20 protein-coding genes are annotated in these 25,432 nt (G+C 71.4%); 9 read left to right on the forward strand and 11 right to left on the reverse strand.

Annotated elements, in window-relative coordinates; translation table 11 throughout:
- Positions 1-74: 74 nt before the first annotated feature.
- Positions 75-2,846 (reverse strand): M36 family metallopeptidase, encoded by a 2,772-nt coding sequence (locus GKC29_RS18620; RefSeq protein ID WP_230688699.1) that lies wholly within the window; start codon positions 2,844-2,846, stop codon positions 75-77.
- Between the two features lie 253 nt (positions 2,847-3,099).
- Positions 3,100-4,149, reverse strand: coding sequence for a zinc-dependent alcohol dehydrogenase family protein (locus GKC29_RS18625; RefSeq protein ID WP_155332039.1), 1,050 nt, complete (start codon positions 4,147-4,149; stop codon positions 3,100-3,102).
- A 234-nt stretch (positions 4,150-4,383) separates the two neighbouring features.
- On the opposite strand from GKC29_RS18625, the gene GKC29_RS18630 reads away from it, so the two are divergent.
- The 5 genes from GKC29_RS18630 to GKC29_RS18650 all read left to right on the forward strand — a co-directional run bounded on the left by GKC29_RS18630 (position 4,384) and on the right by GKC29_RS18650 (position 7,891).
- Complete coding sequence (locus GKC29_RS18630; protein ID WP_155332040.1) at positions 4,384-5,205, forward strand: basic amino acid ABC transporter substrate-binding protein; 822 nt, start codon at positions 4,384-4,386, stop codon at positions 5,203-5,205.
- A gap of 67 nt (positions 5,206-5,272) precedes the next feature.
- Positions 5,273-6,067, forward strand: a complete 795-nt coding sequence (locus tag GKC29_RS18635) for an amino acid ABC transporter permease (protein WP_155332041.1) — start codon at positions 5,273-5,275, stop codon at positions 6,065-6,067.
- A 5-nt stretch (positions 6,068-6,072) separates the two neighbouring features.
- Positions 6,073-6,912 (forward strand): amino acid ABC transporter ATP-binding protein, encoded by an 840-nt coding sequence (locus tag GKC29_RS18640; protein ID WP_155332042.1) that lies wholly within the window; start codon positions 6,073-6,075, stop codon positions 6,910-6,912.
- A 77-nt stretch (positions 6,913-6,989) separates the two neighbouring features.
- The gene (locus tag GKC29_RS18645; RefSeq protein WP_155332043.1) at positions 6,990-7,430 is read left to right on the forward strand and encodes a VOC family protein; all 441 of its coding nucleotides are present in this window, start codon (positions 6,990-6,992) and stop codon (positions 7,428-7,430) included.
- A gap of 74 nt (positions 7,431-7,504) precedes the next feature.
- Positions 7,505-7,891 (forward strand): DUF2267 domain-containing protein, encoded by a 387-nt coding sequence (locus tag GKC29_RS18650; protein WP_155332044.1) that lies wholly within the window; start codon positions 7,505-7,507, stop codon positions 7,889-7,891.
- Between the two features lie 117 nt (positions 7,892-8,008).
- On the opposite strand, the gene GKC29_RS18655 is transcribed toward GKC29_RS18650, so the two are convergent.
- The gene (locus GKC29_RS18655) at positions 8,009-8,566 is read right to left on the reverse strand and encodes a winged helix-turn-helix domain-containing protein (protein ID WP_155332045.1); all 558 of its coding nucleotides are present in this window, start codon (positions 8,564-8,566) and stop codon (positions 8,009-8,011) included.
- Positions 8,567-8,897: 331 nt separating this feature from the next.
- Between GKC29_RS18655 and GKC29_RS18660 the strand changes: the two genes are divergently transcribed.
- The gene (locus tag GKC29_RS18660; RefSeq protein WP_230688700.1) at positions 8,898-13,265 is read left to right on the forward strand and encodes a S8 family serine peptidase; all 4,368 of its coding nucleotides are present in this window, start codon (positions 8,898-8,900) and stop codon (positions 13,263-13,265) included.
- A gap of 100 nt (positions 13,266-13,365) precedes the next feature.
- Here GKC29_RS18660 and GKC29_RS18665 read toward each other — a convergent pair whose 3' ends face one another.
- The 8 genes from GKC29_RS18665 to GKC29_RS18700 form a co-directional block, all read right to left on the reverse strand.
- On the reverse strand, positions 13,366-13,881 hold the full coding sequence (locus GKC29_RS18665) for a winged helix-turn-helix domain-containing protein (protein ID WP_155332047.1): 516 nt from the start codon (positions 13,879-13,881) through the stop codon (positions 13,366-13,368).
- A 446-nt stretch (positions 13,882-14,327) separates the two neighbouring features.
- Positions 14,328-16,559, reverse strand: coding sequence for an esterase-like activity of phytase family protein (locus GKC29_RS18670; RefSeq protein ID WP_230688701.1), 2,232 nt, complete (start codon positions 16,557-16,559; stop codon positions 14,328-14,330).
- A 118-nt stretch (positions 16,560-16,677) separates the two neighbouring features.
- Entirely contained in the window at positions 16,678-17,037 is a 360-nt protein-coding gene (locus GKC29_RS18675) for a VOC family protein (RefSeq protein ID WP_230688702.1), read from the reverse strand.
- 47 nt (positions 17,038-17,084) lie between these two features.
- Entirely contained in the window at positions 17,085-17,309 is a 225-nt protein-coding gene (locus GKC29_RS18680; protein WP_230689088.1) for a hypothetical protein, read from the reverse strand.
- 10 nt (positions 17,310-17,319) lie between these two features.
- On the reverse strand, positions 17,320-18,603 hold the full coding sequence (locus tag GKC29_RS18685; protein WP_155332049.1) for a WXG100 family type VII secretion target: 1,284 nt from the start codon (positions 18,601-18,603) through the stop codon (positions 17,320-17,322).
- Entirely contained in the window at positions 18,600-18,914 is a 315-nt protein-coding gene (locus tag GKC29_RS18690) for a type VII secretion target (RefSeq protein ID WP_155332050.1), read from the reverse strand. The genes GKC29_RS18685 and GKC29_RS18690 overlap by 4 nt, the downstream gene beginning before the upstream one ends.
- Positions 18,901-19,302, reverse strand: a complete 402-nt coding sequence (locus GKC29_RS18695; protein ID WP_155332051.1) for a YbaB/EbfC family nucleoid-associated protein — start codon at positions 19,300-19,302, stop codon at positions 18,901-18,903. The genes GKC29_RS18690 and GKC29_RS18695 overlap by 14 nt, the downstream gene beginning before the upstream one ends.
- Positions 19,303-19,506: 204 nt before the next feature.
- Positions 19,507-22,209, reverse strand: coding sequence for a penicillin acylase family protein (locus GKC29_RS18700; protein ID WP_155332052.1), 2,703 nt, complete (start codon positions 22,207-22,209; stop codon positions 19,507-19,509).
- Positions 22,210-22,429: 220 nt separating this feature from the next.
- On the opposite strand from GKC29_RS18700, the gene GKC29_RS18705 reads away from it, so the two are divergent.
- The 3 genes from GKC29_RS18705 to GKC29_RS18715 are packed head-to-tail and all read left to right on the forward strand — an operon-like array spanning position 22,430 to position 25,405.
- Positions 22,430-23,647 carry an ROK family transcriptional regulator gene (locus GKC29_RS18705; protein ID WP_155332053.1) on the forward strand — a complete coding sequence of 406 codons (1,218 nt, stop codon included), beginning with the start codon at positions 22,430-22,432 and terminating at the stop codon, positions 23,645-23,647.
- Positions 23,644-24,600: a carbohydrate ABC transporter permease gene (locus GKC29_RS18710; protein ID WP_230688703.1), complete on the forward strand. Its 957-nt coding sequence runs from the start codon at positions 23,644-23,646 to the stop codon at positions 24,598-24,600. The genes GKC29_RS18705 and GKC29_RS18710 overlap by 4 nt, the downstream gene beginning before the upstream one ends.
- A complete protein-coding gene (locus GKC29_RS18715; protein ID WP_155332054.1) occupies positions 24,593-25,405 on the forward strand; it encodes a carbohydrate ABC transporter permease in 813 nt (270 codons plus the stop codon). The genes GKC29_RS18710 and GKC29_RS18715 overlap by 8 nt, the downstream gene beginning before the upstream one ends.
- Positions 25,406-25,432: the final 27 nt, after the last annotated feature.

A 25,432-nucleotide genomic window follows, 5' to 3' on the forward strand; every position in this document is an offset into this window, starting at 1 on the left:
CTGACCCTGAACCGCCGTGGCGGCGGACGACGGAGGGAGCATCCCCGGACGGGATGCTCCCTCCGACTGCTCGCCTACCCGGTGAACCTGAAGTAGGCGCGGTACTGGAATCCGGTGTCGAGGGTCAGCACGAACTCGCGGCAGGTGCCGGCCCAGGCGGGGTCGGTCTTCCACGGGTAGAGGTACCGGCCGTTGGCGGTGGCGGACAGCCCCGAGCCGCCGGGGGTCTGCGCGGCGACCGGTGCGGGCCGGGGGGTGATACCGCCGTCCGGGTTGACGGTCTGCAGCGTGTCGCAGTCCACCAGGCGGGAGTACGGCGAGTTGCTGGCGAGGACGTCCAGGCCCCGGTTGGTGCCGAGGTCGAACCTCATCGGCACCGCGTCCCCGGCGTCGACGGTGTTCAGGGCGGGTTGTGCGGCCCGACCGGTGAAGTCGCCGCGGCAGCTGGGGTGGGTGTCGAAGGCCTCGGTGTTGTCGTCGCGGTTGGTGGTGCCCTGCACGGCGCTGTAGCCGAGGCCCCGGCGGGCGAAGGAGGCCCACAGCGTGCAGGCGTTGGCGCCGCCGGTCAGGGCCGCGTCGGCGGCGATGATGGCGTTGCGGCCGGTGACGAAGCCCGGCCCGCAGCCCTGGAACTTCAACCCGTCCATGACCAGTTGCATGGCGAGGTTGTTACCGCCGGTGTTCCAGGAGTCGTAGATGTTGGGGTTGTACCCGTGCCGGTCGATGAGGTCCCACGTCATGTCCCAGAGCACGGCCGCCCAGCCGTGACCCACGCCGTGCGGCGTGGCCAGGGACGTGCCGTTGAGCCAGCCGCCGGTCTTGATGCTGTCGTAGGTGAACGGCTGGGTCTCCATGTTGCGGGAGTACGGCCGCGGCCGGATTCCGTTGCCGCTCCGGTCGTCCTGGAACAGCACGTACGGGCCCATGCCGCGCCGGCCGTCCGCGGTGTCGAACCGCGGGTCCATCAGCATGGTGACGGCGAACCAGTCGCTCCAGCCCTCGCCCATCCGCTCGTCGCCGGTGAGGCAGTTGATCGTCGGCCCGCCGGTGAGCCGGTTGGAGATGCCGTGCGCGTACTCGTGGATGACGACCCCCGCGTCGAGGTCGCCGTCCCGGATGCCGGGGTGGTTCGGGTGCTTCCGGATGCTCCCCGCAGCCGTCCCGTCGGCGACGGCGGCCTTGATGGTGGCCCCGTCGGCCTGGGTGACGGAGACCGCCGGGATGGTGACCGGTGCGCCGGTCATCGACCCGGTCAGGACCGGCGCGGTGCCGGTCGCGTTGTGCGCGATGACCACGGCGTCGGCACCGAGGGACTCGGCGACCTGGGCGCGGAGGAGGTAGCTGCAGGCGGCGGTGCCCCCGTCGAGCACCGCGATCCAGTCGCCGGCGGGCCGGTTCTCGGGGTACGCGTCGGTGGTGCAGCCGGTGCCGCCGTACACGAACTGGCCGGAGCGCCCGGCGACCGTGGGCGCCGGGGTGAACCGCGACCACGACGCGTCGAACGAGCCGACCCCGTCCACGACGACCTGGTTCTGGGCGCCGAACTGGTTGCCGGGCCACAGGTACATCTGCATCCGGGGAGTGAGGTCACCGTCGACGGCCGGGGTGGAGAAGTTCGCGTTGTTCGTGCCGCCGCCGTCGGCCGCCTCGGCGCGTACGTAGTCCCCGGCCACGCCACCGCGGCCGTAGTTGTTCGCCTGGAAGTTGCCCGACGCCTCGTCGAAGCCGTACCGGTGGGTGACGTCGTGGACGATGTTGTTCCAGTAGAAGAGGTTCGCGGTTGCGGCGTCCCGGTAGTTCTGCGCGTGCTCGCCGAGGTCGAGCGGGAAGTCGAAGGTCAGCCCGGCTCCGCCGTCCGGGCTGCTACCCAGGTCCGCCGCGTTGTTGTTGTCCTGGTCCTGGTAGGCGTGCACGTTGACGCCCTGCGTCGTGGTGAACTCCGCACCGGGCGCCCCGTCGGTGTCGTGCCAGCCGTGCGGGGACGCCGTGCCGTCCGCCGGGTTCGTCACCAGCGTGCGCGGCCCGTCGTTCGGACTCTCCGCCGGCAGGCCGAACACCTGGTAGCTCGACCCGTCCTGCACCGGGTCGAGGGAGCCGGCCGCGGCGGCGACCTGCGAGCGGCCCGCGACGTGCTGGCCCAGCGTGCTCGACAGCTCGGACACCTCGTCGTGGGCCGTCCAGTCCTCCACGGCGAGCAGCGCGCCGCTCTGCGCGTCGATCGTCGCGTTCCACAGGTGGGAGTCCGTGGAATCGTCGATCACCACCTGCCACGCCAGGCGCAGCCCGTCGTCGCCGGGCTGCCACCCCAGCTTCGCCGGAATCGGCTGGTCGGAGACGCCGCTGCCGGACACGACCGTCCGCTTCGCCGGACCGGGGGCACGTTTGAGCACCTTGGGGCTGCGCGGAGCGGGGAGTTTCAGCGCCTTCGCCGCCGCCCGCACGGCCTTGACGGCGTCCACCGACTCTGCGGTCGACGTGCCGGCGGACAGTTCGGACACCAACGTGTCGCCCACGAAGACGACGCTGCCGTCCCGGGCGACGTTGACGGTGGCGGTGGCGCCGAACACCTCCAACTGCCGGTACCGCTGCGCCAGGTTCACGTGCGTCACACCGTTGTGCCGGCTGGTGTAGCTGGAGGCGACCGCGAGGTCGCCCAGGTCGGCGGCGTCGACGCCGTGCCGACCGGCGTTGGCCCGCAGGTACGTCATGGCGATGGTGTCCGGCCCGCCCTCGTTCGGGCCGGTGAGGAAGATGGGGTTCGGCTTCGCGGCCTGGCCCTCCTCCGGGGCCGCCCAACCCGGCGTGGCCGCCAACGTCAGCGACACGACGAGACTGCTGGTGAACACCAATCGGAGGTCGCGCCGAGCGCGTGAGACGGGGGGAGATGAAGCCACCGCTGCTCCCTTCGCTGTTCCGACACGGCGCCTCCTGGCGCCGAGCCACCACCACCGGAACAGCCCGTGCCGGCGTACGCCCCAGCGCGGTGTTGCCGACCGACGCTACGGACCGGGCGACCCCCCGTCATCCAGCACGTGTTTAAATATCTCGATAGATTCTCCGACACGTGTCAGTCGACCTCGCCGCCGGCGTGACGCGACCTCACCGAGGGTCGATGAGGCACATCCCGCCGGGGCTGGGCCGGTCCATCGTCGCCAGCGCGTCGGGCACCTCGGCGAGGCCGATGGTGCGGGTGATCAGGTCGGCGGGGCGCAGGACACCCGCGGTGACCAGCCGGAGCAGCTCCGGGTAGGCGTGCGCGGCCATGCCGTGGCTGCCCAGCAGCTCCAGCTCGTACGCGATCACCAGCTCCATCGGCAGGGCCGGGCGGCCCTGGGCCGGGGGGAGGAGCCCGACCTGCACGTGCCGTCCGCGCCGCCGCAGGCTCTCGATCGAGGCGGTGCAGGTGGCGTGACTGCCCAACGCGTCGAGCGACAGGTGGGCGCCGCCGCCGGTCGTCTCGCGGACGGCCGCCGCCACCGCGCCGGGCCCGGCGAGGGCGCTGCCGTCCAGGCAGACGCTGGCCCCGCAGCTCCGGGCCAGGTCGAGTGCGCCCGGGGCGATGTCGACGGCCACCACCTGCGCGCCGCACGCCGCCGCGATCATCACCGCGGACAGCCCCACTCCACCGCAGCCGTGCACCGCCACCCACTCGCCCGCGGCCACCCGTCCCTGGCCGACCACGGCCCGGAACGCGGTGGCGAAGCGGCAGCCGAGGGCGGCCGCGACCGGGTGGTCCAGCTCGTCGGGGAGGCGGACCAGGTTGACGTCGGCGTCGCGCACCGCCACGTACTCGGCGAACGACCCCCAGTGGGTGAAGCCGGGCTGCGTCTGCCGCTCGCAGACCTGCTGGTCGCCCGCCTGGCAGGCCGGGCAGCGCCCGCAGGCGCAGACGAAGGGCACGGTGACCCGGTCGCCGGCCCGCCATCCTCGTACGCCGGCGCCGACCGCCGCGACGACGCCCGCGTACTCGTGGCCGGGGACGTGCGGCAGCCGGATGTCGGGATCGTGGCCGTGCCAGCCGTGCCAGTCGCTGCGGCACAGTCCGGTCGCCTCGACCCGGATGACCACGCCCCCGGCCGGCGGCTCCGGGTCCGGGACGTCGCGGACCTCGGGCCGGGCACCGAACTCGTCGAAGATCACCGCACGCATGCGCGCATCCTCACACGCCCCGGACCGGCGGCCCGCGCTCGCCCCGCCCGGGTCGGCTGCCGTCCGGATGTGTCCAGAACGCCCGGTTCAACGAGTGTGACGGGTAACGCTCCGGCCAAACGACCGCCGTGATCTTGGTGCGACTTCCCGGATCGAGGTAGCGTCGCCTGTCACACACGTACGTGCAGAACGCTGGCTGCCCGTCACACGGGGGCTGAATCGGAGGGACGCAGCGTGACTTTGCAGAGGTCGGTCCGCAAGGCAGGACTCGTCGTGGCGGTCGCCGCGCTCGCTTTGAGCGCCGCCGGTTGCGCCAAGAAGGACGAGAGCGAGGTCCAGGCGAACGGGGTCAAGCTCATCGAGAAGGGCAAGCTGACCGTCTGCACGCACCTGCCGTACGCGCCGTTCCAGTCGAAGGACGCCAGCGGCAAGGTGGTCGGGTTCGACGTCGACGTGATGGACCTGGTCGCCAAGGAGCTGGACGTCGAGCAGACGATCGTCGACACCCCGTTCGAGGGGATCAAGTCCGGCCAGGACCTGAACACCGGCAAGTGCGACGCGGCCGCCGCCGGCATGACCATCACCGAGGAACGGCAGAAGGTGATGGACTTCTCGGATCCGTACTTCGACGCAACCCAGGCGCTTCTGGTCAAGACCGGCAAGCCGTACAAGTCGCTCGACGACCTCCGGGGCAAGAAGCTCGGCATCCAGGCGGCCACCACCGGCCGTGACTACGCCAAGAAGTTCGAGCAGGAGAAGGGCCTCCAGCTCGTCGAGTTCGAGGACCTCGCCGCCCTGCAGCAGGCCCTCGCCAACGGCCAGGTCGAGGCCGCCGTCAACGACCTGCCGGTCTGGACCGAGTACATCAAGGAGAACCCGGGCGGGTTCGAGGTGACCGCGGAGTTCGACACCGGCGAGCAGTACGGGTTCTCGGTGAAGAAGGACGGCAACCCGGAGCTGCTCAAGAAGATCAACGAGGTGCTGACCAAGGCCCGGCAGGACGGCTCGTACGACACGATCTACGCGAAGTGGATCGGCAAGCAGCCGGCCAAGTGACCGAACCGGGTGGCAGGAGGGCGCGCGCGTGGCGCGCGCCCTCCGCGTGGGCGAGGAGCATCGAATCGTGAAGCTGCGACGCCGCCAACGGGAGCGGCTGTCTCTCTGGCTGCAGTACCTGGCCTTCGTCGCCGTCCTCGCGGCGGTGGTCTACGCCGCGGACTGGGGCAGGCTGCGCGACGCGTTCTTCCGCGTCGACATCATCGAGTCGATGTTCCCGACGATCATCACCGTCGCCCTGCGGAACACGATCCTCTACACGTTGGGCGCGTTCGCCTTCGGCCTGGTGTTCGGCACCGTTCTCGCCCTGATGCGGCTGTCCCGGGTGGCTCCGTACCGCTGGGTGGCGACGGCGTACATCGAGCTGTTCCGGGGCCTGCCCGCGCTGCTGGTGCTCTTCCTCGTCGGGTACGGCATTCCCATCGCCTTTCCGGAGCGGGAGATCCCGGGCGGCGTGTTCGGTTCGATCGCGATCGGCCTCGGGTTGACCGCCGCGGCGTACATGGCGGAGACCATCCGGGCCGGCATCCAGGCGGTGCCGAAGGGACAGATGGAGGCGGCGCGCACCCTCGGCATGTCCCACTTCACCGCGATGCGCACCATCGTCATCCCGCAGGCGTTCCGGATCGTGATCCCGCCGCTGACGAACGAACTCATCCTGCTCACCAAGGACTCGTCGCTCGCCTACGTGCTGGGCGTGACGGCGTCGACCATCGAGATCACCAAGTTCGGCCGGGACACGCTGAACGACCGGGTGAACGCCACGCCGCTGCTGGTGGCCGGCTTCACCTACCTGATCATCACCCTGCCCCTGTCCCAGGTGGTACGGCGCCTCGAACTCCGCTACGCCAAGGCCCGGTGACCCGCATGACGACAACCCGATCCCGGCCCGCCGTCGAGATCCGCGACCTGCACAAGTCCTTCGGCCCGCTCGAAGTGCTCAAGGGCATCGACTTCGAGGTCGGCCACGGCGAGGTGGTCTGCGTCATCGGGCCGTCCGGTTCCGGCAAGTCGACGCTGCTGCGCTGCGTCAACCTGCTGGAGGAGCCGACCGCCGGCAAGATCTGGGTGAACGGCATCGAGATGACCGATCCGGACGTCGAGATCGACTCGGTACGCCGCGGCATCGGCATGGTCTTCCAGTCGTTCAACCTCTTCCCGCACCTGACCGTGCTGGACAACCTCACCGTCGCCCAGCGCCGGGTGCTCCGGCGCCGCCGCGCCGAGGCCGAGCGGATCGCGCGGGAGAACCTGGAGCGGGTCGGCCTGGCCGACAAGGCCGGCGCGTTCCCGGCTCAGCTCTCCGGCGGGCAGCAGCAGCGCGCGGCCATCGCCCGGTCGCTGTCGATGGAACCCGAGCTGATGCTCTTCGACGAGCCGACCTCGGCGCTCGACCCGGAACTCGTCGGCGACGTGCTCACCGTCATGCGGACGCTCGCGGAGGACGGCATGACGATGATGGTGGTCACCCACGAGATGGCGTTCGCCCGGGACGTCGCCGACCGCGTCGTGTTCATGGACGGCGGCGTCGTGGTCGAGCAGGGACCGCCGCAGGAGGTGCTCGGCGCGCCGCGGCACGAACGGACCCGCTCCTTCCTGTCGCGCGTCCTCGACCCGACCCACGTCGCGCAGTTGGGGCAGCCCGGCCAGTCCGCCGAGCCCCCGGAGCCGCCGCGCCTGCCGGCCGACGACCGCCACAACCTGTGACGGCCGGACGGCCCTGAGGGGGTGTGCGGGCGTCTCCGGCGGGTACGCCCCGACCCGGTCGGACCGGGGAGGTACGGATGGCCAGCGAGGCGCCGGACTACTTCCAGCCCGAGGGCGGGCTGGTGCTCACGCATCTGCTGATCGTGCGGGACGTGGACCGGTCACGGGAGTTCTACCGGCGGGTGCTGGGAGCGACGGTGGTGCGGGACCGCCAGCCGGCGATCCTGCGGTTCCACAACAGCTACATCGTGCTCAACGACGAGGGCGGGCCGACGGACGACAAGCCGGACGTACGGGCCCAGGCGCCGCCGGACCCGCGCACGCTCAGCGGCGCGATGAACATCCGGGTCACCGATGTCCACGCCGTCTACGAGCAGTGGCGGTCGCGGGGCGGGGAGTTCCTCACCGAGCCGAAGGACCACGGCGTCGAGATCCGGTGCTACCTGCGAGATCCCGACGGCTACCTGATCGAGCTCGGTCAGGGCACCGGAATCCTCGCCGAGATGGGCCGGGCCTGATCCCGGGACGGCCCCCGCCGTTTGTGACCGGTGGCTCCGGGTAGCCAGCCGCGTTCCAGACGGAAGGACGGGGCATGGCTGAGCTGCAGTTCTTCGAGAAGGTCGCCGCACGGGCGGGCGTTGCGTCGGACACGGCGCGATCCCTGACCGAGGCCACCCTGCGCACCCTCGCCGAGCGGATCAGCGGTGGCGAGGCGGCGGAGCTGGCCGACCACGTCGCGTACGAGCTGCGCGACTGCCTGGTCAAGGGCACGGAGGAGCCGGAGGTCTTCGCGTACGACGAGTTCCTGCGGCGGGTGGGGGAGCGCGCCGGGGTGGATCAGGACCTCGCAGAGCGGGGCGTCGAAGCCGTCCTGCAGACCCTGCCCCGCGTGGTCGGCCACGGCGAGTTCGAGGACGCGTTGGCGCAGCTGCCGACGGAACTGCAAGCCCTGGCCCAGCCGGTGCCCCGGGAGCCGTGACCGGGGCCGGCAGCAGCCGGCCTGGCTCGGCCACCCCCGCGCGGCCCGTCCGTTGATGGTCTGACTGCCGGCTGGATCAGCACACCCGGGAACACGCTCGCCCTCGTCAGGCAGGCGTCATGCTCCGCTCACCTTCGGTTCGTGGTGCTCGCTCAGCCGGAACCCCACACCGCGCACGGCGTCGATCGTCACGCCGGTGCCGAGCTGGTTGAGCTTGCGCCGCAGCCGCTTCACCAGGGACTGCACGTCCGCCTTGCGCTGCAGCCCTTCGTCGTGCCACACCGACCGGTGCAGCGCGGTGTAGGTCCAGACCTGGATCGGCTCGGTGGTCAGGCAGGCCATCAGGTCGTGCTCAAGTCTGGTCAGGACGATCTCCCGCCCCCGACAGCGCACGGTCGATCGAGCTGAGTCGAGAAGCAGCGTGTCGTCGACCGCCTCGGGCGCGGTGGCGGCTGCTCCCGGCGCGGACGACGCCGTCGGCGGCTGCCGTGGAGCCGTGATCAATCTGCGGAGCTCGTCGAGATCGGCCACCAGCAGGAGCGGCGCGACGCCGTCGAGGCGTTCCGCGAGCCGGATCCGCTCGGCCGGCGACGACGTCACCGCGATCACCAGCGGGAAAGCTTCCCCGGGCGGATCGGACCCGCCCGGCACCGTGCGTTCGTCGTGCGCCCCCACAGCACCCACCTGGAAACGAAGGGCAGATCCTGCCCAACGTCGTCATGTGCGTGACAACAATCGGCAGCGCTGCCCTCAACCCATCAACTGTTAGCGACAAGTTGCTTACCGCACGTGCTTGATCGTCCATTCTTTTCGATCATAGTGTCCAGACGGGCAGCCGGCGTGACCCGCGCGGCGCCTGGGGGCAGCAGGGGGGGTCGGTCCGGTTCATCCGAACGGCAGAGGCGCCCTGCACCCTCCACCATGGCTCATCCGATCCTGGGTCGTTCTGGAGGAGGCAGCACCGATGTTCAGACGTCCACACAGGAGGCGCGTCGCCAGATCACTGGTGAGCGCCGGCGCGGCGATGGTCCTCGTCGCGACAGGCTTGGTCACCACCGGCGGGGGCGCGCAGGCCGCGCCGGCGGGGGCAGGGGCGGCCGCACCAGCCGACAAGATCCGGCCGGAACTGGCGAAACAGTTCCAGGCGAAGAGCGAGGGCGATTTCTGGATCCGCTTCACGGACCGGGCGGATCTGGGCCCGGCCGGCGCGGTCGAGGACTGGGCCGAGCGGGGCACCGCGGTCGCGGACGCCCTGAAGAAGACCGCCGCCGAGAGCCAGGCCAAGGTCCGGGCCGAACTCGACGGCGCGGGCGCGAAGTACCAGACCTTCTGGGCGACCAACGCCATCAAGGTCAGCAGCGGTTCCCTGGCGATGGCGCAGAACTTCGCCGCCCACGCCGAGGTCGAGGGCCTGTACGCCCCGGTCGACTACAAGGTGCCCGAGGTCACCGACGGGGCTGACGAGAAGACGGTGAACGCCCTCGAATGGGGCATCGCCAACATCAACGCCGACGACGTCTGGTCCCGGTACGGCGTCAAGGGTGCGGGCATCACGGTGGCGAACATCGACACCGGGGTCCAGTTCGACCACCCGGCCCTCGTGGCCTCCTACCGTGGCAACAACGGGGACGGCACGTTCGACCACAACTACAACTGGTTCGACGCCGCCGGGACCTGCGCCGCCGCGCCCTGCGACGGCGACGGCCACGGCACCCACACGATGGGCACGATGGCCGGTGCCGACGGGGCGAACCAGATCGGCGTCGCACCGGACGTCAGGTGGATCGCGGCGAACGGCTGCTGCCCCAGTGACGCCGCCCTGGTCTCCTCCGGCCAGTGGATGCTCGAGCCGACCGACCTCAACGGCCAGAACCCCGATGCCAGCAAGCGTCCGAACATCATCAACAACTCGTGGGGAACCCGGACGCCGTCCAACGACCCGTTCATGGAGGACGTCACCAACGCCTGGGCCGCGTCGGGCATCTTCGGCACCTGGTCCAACGGCAACAACGGCTCGGCCTGCCAGACCAGCGGCTCGCCGGGCAGCCGGATCGGCAACTACTCGGCCGGCGCGTACGACGTCAACAACAACATCGCCAGCTTCTCGAGCCGGGGTGCCGGGCAGGACGGCGAGATCAAGCCCAACATCGCCGCCCCCGGCGTGAACGTCCGGTCGAGCGTTCCGGGCAGCGCGTACGCCAGCTTCAACGGCACCTCGATGGCGGCACCGCACCTCGCGGGCGCGATCGCGCTGCTGTGGTCGGCGGCGCCGGCGCTGGTGGGTGACGTCGCGGCCACGCGCGCACTGCTGGACAACTCGGCCGTCGACAAGGCGGACGCCCAGTGCGGCGGCACGACCGACGACAACAACGTGTTCGGCGAGGGCCGGCTGGACGCGCTCGCGCTGCTCGACGCCGCCCCGATCGGCGACACCGGCACCCTGGCCGGCACCGTGACGGACGTGGGCACCGGCAACCCGGTCGCGGGCGCCACGGTCACCCTGGCCGGTCCGGCCAGCCGCCAGCTGACCACCGGGAGCGACGGGACGTTCTCGTCCCTCCTGCCGGTCGGCGACTACCAGGTCGCCGTGACGGCCTTCGGGTACGCGAGCAGGACGGTGCCGGCGACGGTCACCGAGGACGCGACGACGACGGTCACCGTCGCGCTGACGGCGGTACCCAGCGTCACCGTCAGCGGAACGGTCACCGACGGCTCCGGACACGGCTGGCCGCTCTACGCGAAGGTGACCGTCGAGGGTCCGTCCGGTGTGTCGGACTACACCACGCCCGTCAACGGCCGGTACAGCATCAGCCTCCCGGCCGGGGCGACGTACAGCCTGAAGGTCGAGCCGCAGTACCCCGGCTACCAGACGGTGACCGAGGAGGTCGTGGTCGGTTCGCGCAACGTGGTCAACAACGTCGCCGTACCGGTGAAGATCACCGCGTGTACGACGGCGCCGGGATACCGGTACGGCTCGGACGGCGAGTACGAGACGTTCGACGGCACCGCCGCGCCGGCCGGTTGGTCCGTGGTGGACCACGCCGGGACGGGTCAGGTCTGGAAGTTCACCGACGACGGCGACCGCGGCAACCTGACCGGCGGCACCGGCAACTTCGCGATCATCGACAGCGACGACTACGGGACCGGTGGGCGGCAGGACACCTCGCTCGTCAGCCCGGTCGTCGACCTGACCGCCGTGACGGCGCCCGTGATCCGGTTCAACCAGGACTTCAACCACCTGGGCCCGGACCGCGCGGATGTCGACCTCAGCATCGACGGCGGTACCACCTGGACCAACGTGCTCCGGCAGGCGGCCGACGTCCGGGGGCCGCGGGTGACCGACATCCCGATTCCGCAGGCCGCGGGCCAGGCGGAGGTCCGGGTCCGGTTCCACTACTACGACGCCTCGTTCGAGTGGTGGTGGCAGGTCGACAACGTCCTGATCGGCAGCCAGGTCAGCTGCGAGCCGGTCAACGGCGGTCTGGTGCTCGGCCACGTCCGGGACCGCAACGACAACGGCTACGTCAACGGTGCCACGGTCACCAGCGACGACCGGCCGGCGGAGAAGGCGACCACCGTGGCGACCCCGGACGACCCCGGGGTGGCCGACGGCTTCTTCTGGATGTTCTCCTCGCTGACCGGCACGCACCCGTTCACGGCGACGGCCGGCAACTACGTCAGCCAGCGCAAGCAGGTCGACGTGCAGGCCGACTGGGCGACGGCGGTCACCTTCCGGCTCGCGGCCGGACGGCTGTCGGTGCAGCCGGCGGCGGTGAGCGCAACGGTCCGGATGCCCACCGGCAAGGTCAACAAGACCTTCACCGTGACCAACACCGGCGGGGCGCCCGTCACCGTCGAGTTCGCAGAGCGTGACGACGGATTCGAACTCCTCCGGGCCGACGGGTCCCGGATGAGCAGGCAGCAGGTGCTCGGGTCCAGCGGCGCAGCGGAGCAGCGGCTCACCGTGCCGACGTCGTTCGCGGCGAGGGCGTCCGGCATGTCGGCGTCGGGTGCGTCGGCCGCAATCGGCCCGCAGGCCGAGCCGTGGACGGACGTCGCCGACTACCCGGCGAACGTGATGGACAACCGGGTGGTGAACCTGGACGGCAAGGTGTACTCGATCGCCGGCGGCAACGGATCGGCGTCCACGACGAAGAACTTCGTCTACGACCCGGTCGCGTTGGCCTGGTCGCCGATCGCCGATCTCCCGGGTGCGCGCAACGCCATGACGGTGGGCGTCCTGGACGGGAAGATCATCGCGACCGGCGGCTGGGGGACGTCCGGCCCCGACGCCACCACCTGGTCGTACGACCCGGCGGCGAACTCCTGGTCGGAGCGGGCCGACAACCCCGCGCCGCGGTCCGCCGCCGGGCAGGCGGTCGTCGACGGCAAGCTGTACGCCATCGGTGGTTGTACGACGGCGAGTTGCACGCCGATGTCGAACGACGTCCTCCGGTACGACCCGGCCGGCGACCGGTGGGAGACGCTGCCCGACTACCCGAAGTCGGTGGCCTTCCTCTCCTGCGGCGGCATCGACGGGGTCGTCTTCTGCACCGGCGGCAACGACGGGTCCGCGGCGCAGAAGGCCAGCTACGCCTTCGACCCGGCCGCCAACACCTGGACCGCCGTCGCTGACGCGCCGGCCGACAGTTGGGCCAGTTCGTTCGCCGTGGCGAACGGCAAGCTGCTGGTGGTGGGCGGTGTGCAGGCCGGTGCCATCACCAACGCCGGCTTCGCCTACGACCCGGGCACCAACGCCTGGTCCGACCTGCCGAACGCCAACACGGCGCGGTACCGCGGTGGCGCGGCGTGCGGCTTCTACAAGGTCGGCGGCTCGTCCGGCCAGTTCAACGCGACGCCGGACAGCGAGGCGCTGCCCGGGTTCGAGGAGTGCGCCGAGGGTGCCGCCGACGTCAGCTGGATGACGATCGACAAGACGGCGGCCACGCTGGCGCCCGGTGAGAAGGTCACGGTCACCGTCGGGATGACGGCGAACGTCGACCAGCCCGGCACCTACTCCGGGTCGGTGTCGATCAAGGAGAACACGCCGTACCCGGTGCCGCCGGTGGCGGTGACGATGACCGTGCAGCCTCCGACGACCTGGGGCAAGTTGATGGGCACGGTCACCGGAACGAGCTGTCAGGGTGCCAGCGCACCGATCCCCGGTGCGGTGGTCCAGATCGACTCGTGGGCGATGTCGTGGACGTTCGCCACCGACGCGCAGGGCAGGTACGCCTACTGGATGGATCGTCGGAACAACCCGATGACGATGATCGTCGCCAAGGACGGCTGGAAGCCCCAGACCCGTCAGACGAGGATCAACACCAGCACACCCACCGTGGAGGACTTCGCGCTGTCGCCCATCCGCTGCTGACCCGTGACCGGTTGTTGACACATCCGGCCCGCCTGGTTTCGACCGGGCGGGCCGGCCACGTTCGACGGTGGGATGGTGGACCGTGGCGGGGGACGGGTGGTCAGGTCGGGGCGAGGCGGTAGCCGACCCCGCGGACCGCGTCGATCGTCGCCGTGGCACCCAACCGGGTCAGCTTGCGGCGTACCCGGCGCACCACCGAGTGCATGTCGGAGCCGCGGCCGAGGTGCGCGTTGCCCCAGACCTCGAGGTGCAGCCGTTCGTAGGTCCAGACCTGACCCGACGCGCCGACCAGGCACAGCAGGAGATCGTGCTCCAGCGGAGTCAGTTCGATCTCGCGGTCCTGCCAGCGCAGCACCCGGCGGTTGGAGTCGATGGTCAGCACGGGTGGCGGTGGCTCGGCCGCTTCCTCGACGGTCTCGGCGACTAGGGCCGGAACGGGGGTGGTGGCCGTCGCGGCGTGGGGCGTCCCGGGCATGTCGAGGAACTCGCGTGCCTGGTCGACGCTGGAGACGATCAGGAACGCCTCGGTCCCGCCGAGCAGCTGTGCGAGCTGTCTGCGTTCGGCCGGCGAGGATGCGATGCCGATTACCAGGGACGCGGCCGGAATTCTCCGCATCGCCGACCCCTTTCCGATACCATCCACTCCGGACAATTTCCGACGTCCTCGACCAATCGTGCGGATGCCCTGTTTCACTCCTATTTCGATTCGGTGACCAATGGTTGCGGTCAGGCATCGAAATTGGCTGGCCTGCGGGTGGCGGGGACCGACGGACGTGGCCCCGAGCCTGGTCGGATCGGCTCGACGTGTGCTGGAGTGGCGGGTGTTCCTCGGGATTTCCACAGTTTTCAGGGGTTGCCGGCCGGGTTTCCGGGTTCTTCGTCGGCTTATCGCCGAAGGGCTGATCAAATTGCCTAGATAGTAGTGCACTTCGATGTGTCGGACAATGTCCCGGCCTCCGGTGGTCGCCGGGGCCGGTGTTCCGGTGGCGCCGAACGGACCAGGGCGTCCACCGGCCGCGGGAACCGACCGAGGGACGCCCTGATCTCGGAGGCGGGAGGGACCTACCGCAGGCCGGGCACGTCGAGGACGATCAGCTCGGTGTCGTCGGCCCGGCCGGGGATCCGGCCGTCGTTGCCCGGGAAGTTGTTGTCGTTGGCCACGAGCACCCGGTCACCGGCCAGCGGTAGCACCGACTCGACGGACTGGAGCGGAAAGGAGAAGAGCGCTCCGACGCCGTACTCGCCGGGCCGCGCCGGCGTGGAGACGCCGTCGGGGTCGGCGATCCGCATCAGGTCCACGGCGGTGCGGCGGGGAAGCGTCCCGTCCGCCGCCGCGGCGTCGAGGTCGGTGACCACCAGCCGCTTCACCAGCGACTGGGGGCCCATCGCGTTGTCCCGCTCGATGAGCAGCAGCCGCCGACCGTCGAGCAGCGCCGCGTCCCCCACGACGAGGGACGCATCGTCCACCCGGAACGACCACGTGCGGCCGGTGTACCGGTTGGCGCGGACGTCGAACTCGTACACGACGCGACGACGCTGGTCGGGGTCGTCGGTCTTCGCCCCTTCGAGGATCGGGTAGAGGGTCCACCCGTCCCGGCTGGCCGCCATCGCCTCGAAGCCGCGGCTGGCCGGAACGGTCGGCGTCTCGCCCCGGGCCAGGTCCGGCGACTGCGGGGACCTGGCCCCGTCCGGCAGCGGAATCGGCGCCTGGAGCACCTTGCCGGTCCGGTCGGTGCGGATCAGGTACGGGCCGAACTCGTCGCCGATCCACAGGTCGCCGCGGGCATCCCGGGCGAGCGACTCGATGTCGAAGTCGGCGCCGGTCAGCAGCCGGTCCGCGGTGCCGTCGTTGACGATCGGGAAGGGCACCTTCCGGTCCGGGTCGCGGAAGCTGAGGAAGCCACGTACGAGCACCTCGCCGGTCCGGTACCGGGGCTCGATGTCGTACGCCCGCAGCAGGAAGTCGGCCGAGTTGTTCTTGGCGCCGAAGCCGTTGTCCGGCATGGCGAGCAGCCGGCCGCCGGAGCGGTCGCCGGGCCGCAACGGGATGACCGCGGAGAAGCCCGGGACGGGCTGGCCCGGGAACGGCGGCGTGACCCCGTTCACCGGCGTGGGCGCGAGCTGCGTGCCGGAGACCGGACCCGGCTGGTACGCGGTGGCCGACAGCAGCGCCCGGTCGGTCAGTTCCGGCTCCGGCCGCAGCGCGACGCTCAGCGCGTACACCCGGGTGGTCTGGGCCGGGTTGGCGTTGTCGTCGGAGACGAGATAGAGCAGCTGCCGCCCGCCGGGCAGCCGGCCACCCAGCGCCATGCCCTCGACGTTGTCCAGCAACGGATTCGGCTGCGGCTGCTTGGCGGTGGCGCCGGACGGCGGGCAGTCGACGACGTCCACCAGGAGTTGCTTGCCCAGCCAGGCGCGCGGATCGGTCAGCGCGGCCAGGGACTCCACGCCGGACACGTCCGGCACGCCGGTGGCGGAGACCCGGTACACCCGAACCGTGTTGCCGACGCCGGCGGTGAAGCCACGCTCCAGGGCGAGCAACTGGTCACCGCCCAGCGCCACCAGCTCCACCAGACCCAGCCCCGGGTCCGTGCGGTACGCGTACTGCGTGGTCGGGGTGTAGGCGCGGCCCTCGCGGCCGTCGTACCGGAGGATGCGCTGCAGCCCGCGGCCCTGGCTGTCGCGGCCGTCGGCGGACAGCGGCCCCTCCATGCCGGCGTAGAGCACCCGGTGGTCGGGCGTGGCGGCGAGCGCCTCGAAGGTCTGGTTCGCCGCGGCCTGACCGGCGGGCGCGACCCGGAACCGGGCCGGCACCTCGAACATCGCGGTCTGCCGCCCGTCGGAGAGCCGGAACCGCCGGATCGACGGCTCGGATTCCGAGCTGGCCAGGATGCTGCCACCGCGCTCCGCGACCAGGCCCTCGCCGTCGAAGTCCGCCCCGGTGTACGGCGTCCCGTCCGGACGCTTCAGCACCGTGACACCGCGCACGCCCACCGAGACGCCACGCCGGTCCGTGGCCAGGTCCAGACCGTACACCCGGGCGGGTGTCGTGCCGACGTTGTCCACGAGGGCCAGCGCGCCGGAGCGGCCGGTCAGCGCCAGCGCGGACAGGCCGGACACGCTGGTGTCCTGGAAGGTCGCCTTGTCGAGGCGGTCCGAGAAGCCGACCAGAGAGGCGTCCATTCCGCAGGGCGCGCCACGGCGTACGCCGTCGTGGCCGGTCCGGTCCGCGGCGACCGCCGGGCCGGTCGAGAGGAGCACGATCGCCGTCGTGGCGAACGCTGCCGCCTTCACGCGTGTCGAGGAGGTTGTCACAGGTCGATGGAAACCACCGCCACCCGCGTACGCGCGACGGCCGGCCGAACGGTCCGTGAAAAGCGTGTGACCAACCCGGGATGGGTCGTGGCGGTCGTCAGAGTTCGTACGCCCTGGCGTGGCGCGGCTCGTACAGGCCCAGCTCGCCGCCGCCGGGCAGCCGGAGCACGGTCATCAGCCCCCAGCCCTCGTCGCTGACCGGCTGGGTGAACTCGACCCCCTTGGCGGTCAGGTCGGTAACGGTCGCGGCGACGTCGTCGCACATCAGGAAGAACTCGTGCGAGGTGGATTCCGCGGGGTGCACCGCGACCTCGGCCGGCGGCAACTTGAAGATCAGCCACCCGCCGCCCGCGTCGACGTGCGGGTAGCCCAGCACATCCCGGAAGAAGGCCCGGTCCGCCTCGGCGTCCCGGCTGTAGATCACCACGTGCGCGCCATTGATCACACGCACGACCATACCCAGCTTCTTCGGTGTGAGTGGGCAGTCGGACCGTGCCAGCAAGGTCAACTGGCGAACAACATTCGGGCGGGGAACTCTCCACTGGACCGCCAGGCGTTGACGATCTTCGCCGCGATGGCGCTCGCGGCCGAGTTGAAATCGCCATCCTGGACACGCGCTTCCAGGGTGTCGGGGTTGATCGTCAGAATTCTGTCGAACCGGTCCTCGAAGCCGAACTCGTACCGCACTTCGTCGCCCGCAGCCTCGACGCGCCGTGCTGCCACCATCATTCCCACGCCGCTAGTCTCCCAGGCTCGAGTAGTCCTCGTAGGTTGGGCGGGGTATCGATGCCTCCCAGTTGGATACCCGGTTGGCAGCGAGATGTGCTTCCCGGTAGTCCGCGAGCGGATGCTCCCGGTAGTACCGGGATTCCGCAAGCTCGTGCTCGAGAAGCCGGAAATCCTCCGGCAACGGGCGTCCCCGTCGTAGGCGCAGCCACGCCTCCGCCATGGGGGCACTCGGGTCGTACCGCTGACGGACGACTCCGCCCGCGAAATCATCCATCGGGTGCTCCTCCAGGAAGATGTGGCGGCGGATCTGCTCGATCTCCGCACGGGTGAAGCCACGGGTTCCGTCCAGGCGAGGGGCGTCGGAAACGTGTCGAGCGATGACATCGGCGTCGTCGGTGCGGCGGATCGCCTCGTACGCCTCCCACGCCCACCGTTCCTGTCGTTCGTAGTCCGAGAGGTTGCGAGGGCGGGTGGTGTGTCCCCCGTGCATCACGAGTGGCTCCTCGGCCGCGCCGGCCGGGCGTCCCTGCGGTCCGTTGCGAAGCCGGCTGAGGGCCTGCTTGAGTTTTTCGATGAGGTCGGCGAGGCGACGGATGGCGGGGATGAGGCGGCGGAGGCTGGTCAGCAGGGCGCGGAGCAGTTTCGCGATGCGGGCGGCCCAGGACGCCACCGTGGTGGTGACCTGTTCGACGACCAGTGGTGCCGCCAGCCCGCCGGTGGCCAGGAGTTCGACCGCGTACACGGTCAGCCGCGAGACGCAGGTGGCGATGGCGTCGCGGACCAGGAGCCGGACGGCGGCGACCAGGCCGGCGCTGCCCTCGGTGATCGCGGCCATCGCGTCGGCGCCCGCGGCCAGGCCGCCGATGGCCTGCTGCTGCTCGGCGGCCCAGGTGCGGTAGGCGGGGCCGGCGGCACCGCCCCAGCCGGCCACGTCGGTGCGGACCGCGCGGGCCAGGTCGGCGGCCTCCTCGCGGAGCGACGCGGCGACGTTGCGCCACGTCTGGGCGTGGGCGGTGATCTGGGCCGGGTCGCCGGCGAGCCAGTCGAGGGCCGCGCTGAGCGGTCTGACGTGTTCGATGAGCCAGGCGATGCCGTACTGGAGCAGGGCGCCGGCGGGGTCGGAGACGAGGGCGAGGGCGTCGAGGCCGGCGCTGACGACGCCGAGGCTGCCGTCGACCCAACTCCCGGTGCGGATGCCCTGGGCGACGAGTTCGATGTCCTCGCAGATCCAGACGCCGGCCCAGGCGCTGGGCGGGGTGTCGGCCGCGGTGGCGACCAGGGGGCTCGCCGTCACGGGCGGATTCGGTCCAGCTGCCGGGAGGCGCGGGCGTCGGAGGCCCGGTAGCGGTCGGCGCTGGTGCGGAGCCGGTCGGCGGTGTCGCGGACGGATCCGGCCGCCGTGCCCACGCCGTCGACGAGGACGCGTTGCAGGCCGTCGAGCAGGGCCGGCATGACCGCGCAGAGCTGCCCGTACGCGTCGGCGCCGAGCCGGACGTGCTGGCCGGCGTGGCCGGCGGTGTCGATGCTGTCGGCGTGGCGGTCCAGGCGGGCGGCGTGCACCCTCAGGTCGTCGGGGTCGACCTGGATGCCGTCACCGGCGGGCATCCGGTGAACCCGGGTCGGTGTCCCGCCGCCGGCGGTACGAGTCGACGACCGCCTCGGCGGCCGGGTCCCCGTCGCCGAGGGTGTCGGACGCCGCGGCGGTGACCTGGCGCAGCAGGTCGGCGTGCGCGGCCCGGGTGGTCGCCAGGATCTGCTGAGCCGTGCGGGCCGCGGACTGCTGCCGGACACGCTCGTCCAACCACAGGTCGGTCAGGGAGCCGGCGGCGTCGACGGTGACCTCGACCATCCGGTCCGGACTGGACGCGGTGCCGGTCAGCGCCCGAACCCGCTCCGACAGGGCTTTCGCTTTCGCCGCTCGGTCGGCGACGGCCGACTCCCACTCGTCGAGCCGGCGCCCCGCCGCGTCCAGCGCAGCCTCGTCCGCCCACACACGACCCTCCCCGGGACCCACCGAACAACGGCACACCCGGCACGCCGGCACACCGACCGCCGAGGTCGCCGCCACGTTACCAACCGGTCGCGCTGCGTGCCGTCCCGTGCGTGTTGCGGCCCGGGCCGGTGGGTTCGGCGCCGAGGACGGCGTCCCGCACCCGCACGAACGCGTGCGGGACGCCTCAGCGGCGGACCCGGATGGTCACGGCTGCAGGATGAGCGTCCGGGCCGCCTCGGCTTCGACGGTGGTCCGGTCCCAGCGCATGGGCAGGGTACGGCCGGTACGCCACAGCTCGAGCTGGTCGTCGTAGTTCGGGTGGAAGGCGTGCCCGGAGTTGCCGGTGAGCTGGATCCAGCGGGACTCGTCCAGGTCGGCCAGGTCGACGATCATCCGCATGGACGGCACGGCGTCGACCTCGTACCCGTCGGCGGCGTCCCAGCCGGTCGCGTTGACGATCGCGTCGCCACCCGACACGCCGACCGGGTCGGCGTTGAACAGCCACTCGACCGGCCCGATGCCCGACGTGCCGAAGGTCTGGTTCCGCACGGTCAGGGTGTGCATGCGGCCCCACTGCCAGTCGGCCGGCCGGTCGCCCTGGTCGCGCCGCAGCTCGGTGGCGGCCTCGCCGGCGGCCGACCGCAGGATGTCGTCGCGGCGCTCGACCTGCGGGGTGTCCCGGCGGTCCCACCACGGCGACTCCGGCTGGGCGAGCAGGCCCCGGACCACCTCGTACCACCGGTCGCCGCCGTCGGGCCGGTTGTCCTCGGGAAGCTCGTCGAAGGTCTCCGCGAGCAGGTGCCGCCACGTCGCGTTGTAGTAGGCGGCGGCCGCCGAGCCGCGCCCCTCGGTGCTGCCGGCCGCGCCTTCGGCCGGCTGCTGGAAGTCCCAGTCCTTCCACAACTCGGTGGCGGCGACGCGGGACAGGTCGGACGGATCGCCGGTGCCGAGGGCGGCGACGACCGCCGGTACGAGCGTCGGCGCGAAGCCGTTGCGGTTGTCGAACTGCATCCGTCGCAGGTCCTCGACGGTGATCTTCCCGGCGTCGCGGGCCGAGCCGATCAGGTCGCGGATGCGCTGGCTGCGGTAGCCGTACGACCAGTCGCTGGTCAGGAAGCGCTGGTAGGTGGGGCCGACGACGGCCTGGTTCGCGGTGACCAGGTAGCCGTCGGTCGGGTTGAGGACGCTGGGCAGCTCGGCGAAGGGGATGAACCCCTTCCAGTCGTACGCCGAGTCCCAGCCGGGCGCCATCCACCGCCCGTCGCCCTTGCCGCGGACCGGGATGCGGCCGGGGGACTGGTAGCCGATGTTGCCGTCGACGTCGGCGTAGACGATGTTCTGCGCGGGCACCTCGAACAGCGCGGCGGCGGCGCGGAACTCGGTCCAGTTCGTGGCGGTGTTGAGCGCGAAGAGGGCGTCGGCGGTCCGGCCCGGGCGGAGGGCGGTCCAGCTCAGGGCGACCGCGTACCCGTCCCGCTGGTCGCCGCCGGTCGCCGGTCGGCCGGGGGAGGGCTGGGGGGCGGCGGCGACCGGCGCGGGCGAGCCCGCCGGGTCGACCGGCGGCGCGACGCCGATGTCCCGCAGAGCCGCCGACGCGTCGGACAGCAGTGGCCCGTGCCCGGACGCGCGTACGGTGATCGACACGTCCCGGCCGCCGGCGACCTTGATGGTCTCGGCGCGGGTCTGGAGCGGCCGCCACTCCCCGTCGACCTGCACCCGGTCGCCGTCCACCCGCTCCAGGTACAGGTCGGTCACGTCCGGGTCGAGGTTGGTGAAGCCCCACGCGATCCGGGCGTTGTGGCCGATGACGACTCCGGGCACCCCTGAGAAGGTGAACCCGGCGGCGTGGAAGCCGCACTCGCAGTGCAGGCCCATCTGGTACCAGATGCCGGGCATGGTGGGGCTCAGGTGGGGGTCGTTGGCCAGGATCGGCTTGCCGGTGGCGGTGAGACCGCCACCGACGACCCACGAGTTCGAGCCGATGCCCTGGCCGCCGTTGCCGAGCATGATCGGGAGCCGGGACAGGCCGTCGGCCATCGCCGTGAGCGTCCGCGCGGTGGTCGCGTCGCCGCCCGGCCCGGTGACGTCGACGCCGCCGGCGGCCGTGCCGCCGCCGGTGCCGCCGCCGGCCGCCGGGTTCGGCGGCGTCGCCGGTCCGGCCTGCTGGTCGAACGCGCCGGCCACGATGCCGCCGCCGGTGACGATCGGGGTGTTCCGGTCGTACGGGTACGCGGGGTACAGCTCCTCGACCTGCTGGCGGGTCAGACCCGCGGCGAGCAGGGCCGCGCGGGCGATCTCCGTCTCCATGTTGCCGCGCAGGTCCCACGCCATCGCCTTGAGCCAGGCGAGGCTGTCCACCGGGCTCCACGTCTCCACCGTGTAGTCCGGGTTCTGCAGGCCGAGGACGGTGTACTCCAGGCTCGCCCGGCCCCCGTCGTGGTCGGCGAGCCAGGCGTTCACGCCGTCGGCGTACGCCTGCAGGTGACGCTTCGTGTCCGGCGCGAGGATCCGCCACTCCTGCTCGGCGACCCGGCGCCAGCCCATGGTGCGCAGGTAGATGTCGGTCTCGACCTGGCTGGAGCCGAAGAGTTCGGCGAGCCGGCCGGCGGTGACGTGGCGGCGGAAGTCCATCTCCCAGAACCGGTCCTGCGCGTGCAGGTAACCCTGGGCGCGGAACAGGTCGTCGGCGCTCTTCGCGTACACCTGGGGAATCCCGTGGTCGTCGCGGTGCACGGTGACCGGGGCGGAGAGCCCGGAGAGCCGCAGGGTTCCGTCGTGCTGGGGGAACGAGCGGCGCACCGCCCAGACGGCGGCGACGGCGAGCACGAGGACCAGCACCAGCAGGACCGCCACGGTCCAGACGGCGATCTTCCGGACCCGGGGCCAGGGAATGCGTACGGGATTCACGTCGCGGGATCCTAGCGCCAGCGACCCCCGGATGGGTGATTGTGGCGGCCTGGTTGGCCGCATGGCTCGGCTCGTCGCGTCGCCGCTGGCGGCGCCCGGTATCGCGCAGGTCGCCGGGTCGCCGCCGATGGTCTCGGTCTGGTCACGGACCTTGACTTCCGCCTTCTGACTTCAGAACCTTTGTTAGGACACCGAATTTAGCGGTGAAAGGAAGTGGGCCATGACGGCTGCGACGTCGGGGCCGCGCCTGCGGGACATCAACCGGGTCGCCGTGCTCGCCCTGATCGGTCGACAAGGGCCGATCTCACGAGCCGACATCGCTCGGCGGCTCGGCCTCAGCCCGCCGACCGTCACCGCGGTCACCCGCTCGCTCATCGAGGCCGGGGTCATCCGGAAGGTCGACGACGGGATTCCGCGGGGCGGGCGCCCCAGTGAGCTGCTCGCGGTGGTGGGCCCGGCCGCGCACGCGATCGGGGTCAAGGTCGCCGCCGGTCGGCTCACCGGCGTACGCGCCGACCTTGACGGAACCGTTCTGGACACGTTCTCCGCACCGTTCGACCAGACCGCCGTCAACCCGTTCGACGCCCTGTCCGAGCTGCTCGCGCCGCACGTGACCGCCGTCGGGGACGCACCGCTGCTCGGGGTCGGGCTCGGGGTGCCCGGTTTCGTCGACAGCCGCACCGGCCTGGTGGAGGCACCCCTGCTGGGCTGGCGGCACATGCCGCTGCGCGACTACCTGAGCCAGCTGCTCGACGTGCCGGTGCTCGTGGACAACGACGTCAACACCCTGGCGGCGTACGAGCACCTGTACGGCCTGGGCCGGCCGTACGAGGACTTCCTGACCATCACCCTCGGACAGGGCGTCGGCGCGGCCGTCGTCTCCGCCGGTGACCTGCGCCGCGGCGGGCACGGCGCGGCGGGCGAACTCGGGCACCTGCCGATCGACCCCGACGGACCGCCCTGCCACTGCGGCAAGCGCGGCTGCTTGGAGACGTACGTCTGCGACGCCGCGCTCGTCGAGCGGGCGCGCGAGACCGGTGCCGTCGGACCGGACGCCGGTCCGGCCGACCTGCGGACGGCAGCGGACGACGGGCACGCCGGCGCGCGAGCCGTCTACCGTGCCGCCGGAGCCCGCCTCGGCACCATCGCCGCCGGGTTGGCCACCGTGCTCGACCCGCAGGCGATCCTGGTCAGCGGCGAGGGAACCCTGGCCTGGACGCACCTCGCCGACGGCTTCCTCACCGCCCTGCGCGCCGGCATGTTCCCGCCGATGGCCGACGGGGTCAGTGTGCACGTCGACCCGTGGGACGACACGAAGTGGGCGCTGGGCGCGGCCGCCCTGGTGCTCCGGGCGCCCTTCACGATGGACGCGGAGCCGCACGCCGACGCGATACGGGCACGGCTGGCGGCCTTTCCCGGCGCCGAGGTGACCCAGTGACCGCACCGCGTACCGCCACCACCCTCCGACGCACGGTGCGGCCGGATGGGCCGACCCCGCCGCGTCGTCGGCCCGGCGCCCGCCGGCGACTGCGCACGGCCCTGGCGGCGGCCGGCTTCCTCGCCCCGAGTCTCCTCCTGCTACTGGGCTTCTGGATCGGCCCGATGCTCGGCACCGCGTGGGTGAGCCTGCAGGACTGGAACCTGATCGGCGTGCCGACGTTCGTCGGGTTGGACAACTACACCGAACTGCTGGGCGACGCCGAGTTCCATGCCGCGCTCGGCCACACCCTGGCCTATCTGGTCGGCTACCTGCCGCTGGTGCTGGTCTGTGGGCTCGCCGTCGCGCTGCTGCTGGACGCCAAGCTCCCCGCGATGACCCTCTACCGGGCCACGTTCTTCCTGCCGGTCATCAGCAGCTGGGTCGCCGTGTCGCTGCTGTGGAAGTGGTTGCTCAACCCGGCCGACGGCCTGGTCAACCGGATCCTCGGCGCGTTCGGCGTGACCGGACCCGGGTGGTGGACCGACCCGGACTGGGCGATGCCCTCGGTGGTGCTCGCCTCCGTCTGGAAGGACGTCGGGTTCGTCGCCGTGATCCTGTTGGCGGGTCTGCAGGCCATTCCGCGCGACGTGGTGGAGGCAGCCTCGCTCGATGGCGCCGGCGTGTGGCGCAAACTGCGCAGCATCACCCTGCCGATGCTCTCCCCGTCGCTGTTCTTCGTCACCGTGATCAGCATGATCAACGGATTTCAGGTCTTCGACCAGGTGTGGGTGATGACCGAAGGCGGGCCGGGCGGCGCGTCCAGTGTCGTGGTCGAGCAGATCGTCAGCTACGCCTTCTCGTACGGCCGGGTCGGTTACGCCTCCGCCATGAGCATCGTCCTCTTCGCGGTGATCCTCCTGATCACCCTGGCCCAGCTTCGGCTGCAGCGCAGGTGGGTGCACTATGAGTAGGAAGATCCTCCGGTACGTCGCGCTCACGCTCGGTGCGGTGGCGATGCTTGGGCCGTTCGCGTGGATGCTGGCCACCTCGCTCACCGGCGACGCGCAGCTCGGCCGGGTGGACACACCCCTGCTGCCCGACCCGCCCACCGTCGAGCCCTACGAGCGGCTCGGCCAGGCCTTCCCGTTCTGGCGTTTCGCCGCCAACAGCGTCGGCGTCGCCGTCGTCTCCACCCTGCTGCAACTCGTCACCAGCGCGACCGCCGCGTACGCGTTCAGCCGCCTTCGCTTCCGCGGCAGCGGCCTGGTGTTCGTGCTCTACCTCGCCACGATGATGATCCCGATGCAGGTGATCATCGTCCCGCTGTTCATCGAGATGCGCTACCTCGGGCTGGTCGACAGCTACGCCGGGCTCCTGCTGCCCACGATGGTCTCCAGCTTCGGGGTGTTCATGCTCCGACAGGCCTTCCTGGCACTGCCCAAGGAGTTGGACGAAGCGGCGTACGTCGACGGGGCGGGGCACCTGCGGGTCTTCGCGCAGGTGCTGCTGCCGCTGGTGACGCCGGCGCTGGCCACGTTCGCCGTCTTCGCCTTCATGTCCAGCTGGAACGCGTTCCTCTGGCCGCTGGTGATCGCGCAGACGGAGGCACACATGACCCTGCCGGTCGGCCTGTCGCTGCTGCAGGGGCGGTACAGCACCGCCTGGAACGTGGTCATGGCCGGCTCGACCCTGTCGGTGCTGCCGATCCTCGCGCTCTACGTCTTCGCTCAGCGCTACGTCGTGCAGGGCATCGCCTTCACCGGCGTCAAGTCCTAGCTCCTCCACCACCCACCACCCCCGAAG

The sequence above is a fragment of the Micromonospora sp. WMMC415 genome (assembly GCF_009707425.1).
GTDB lineage: Bacteria > Actinomycetota > Actinomycetes > Mycobacteriales > Micromonosporaceae > Micromonospora.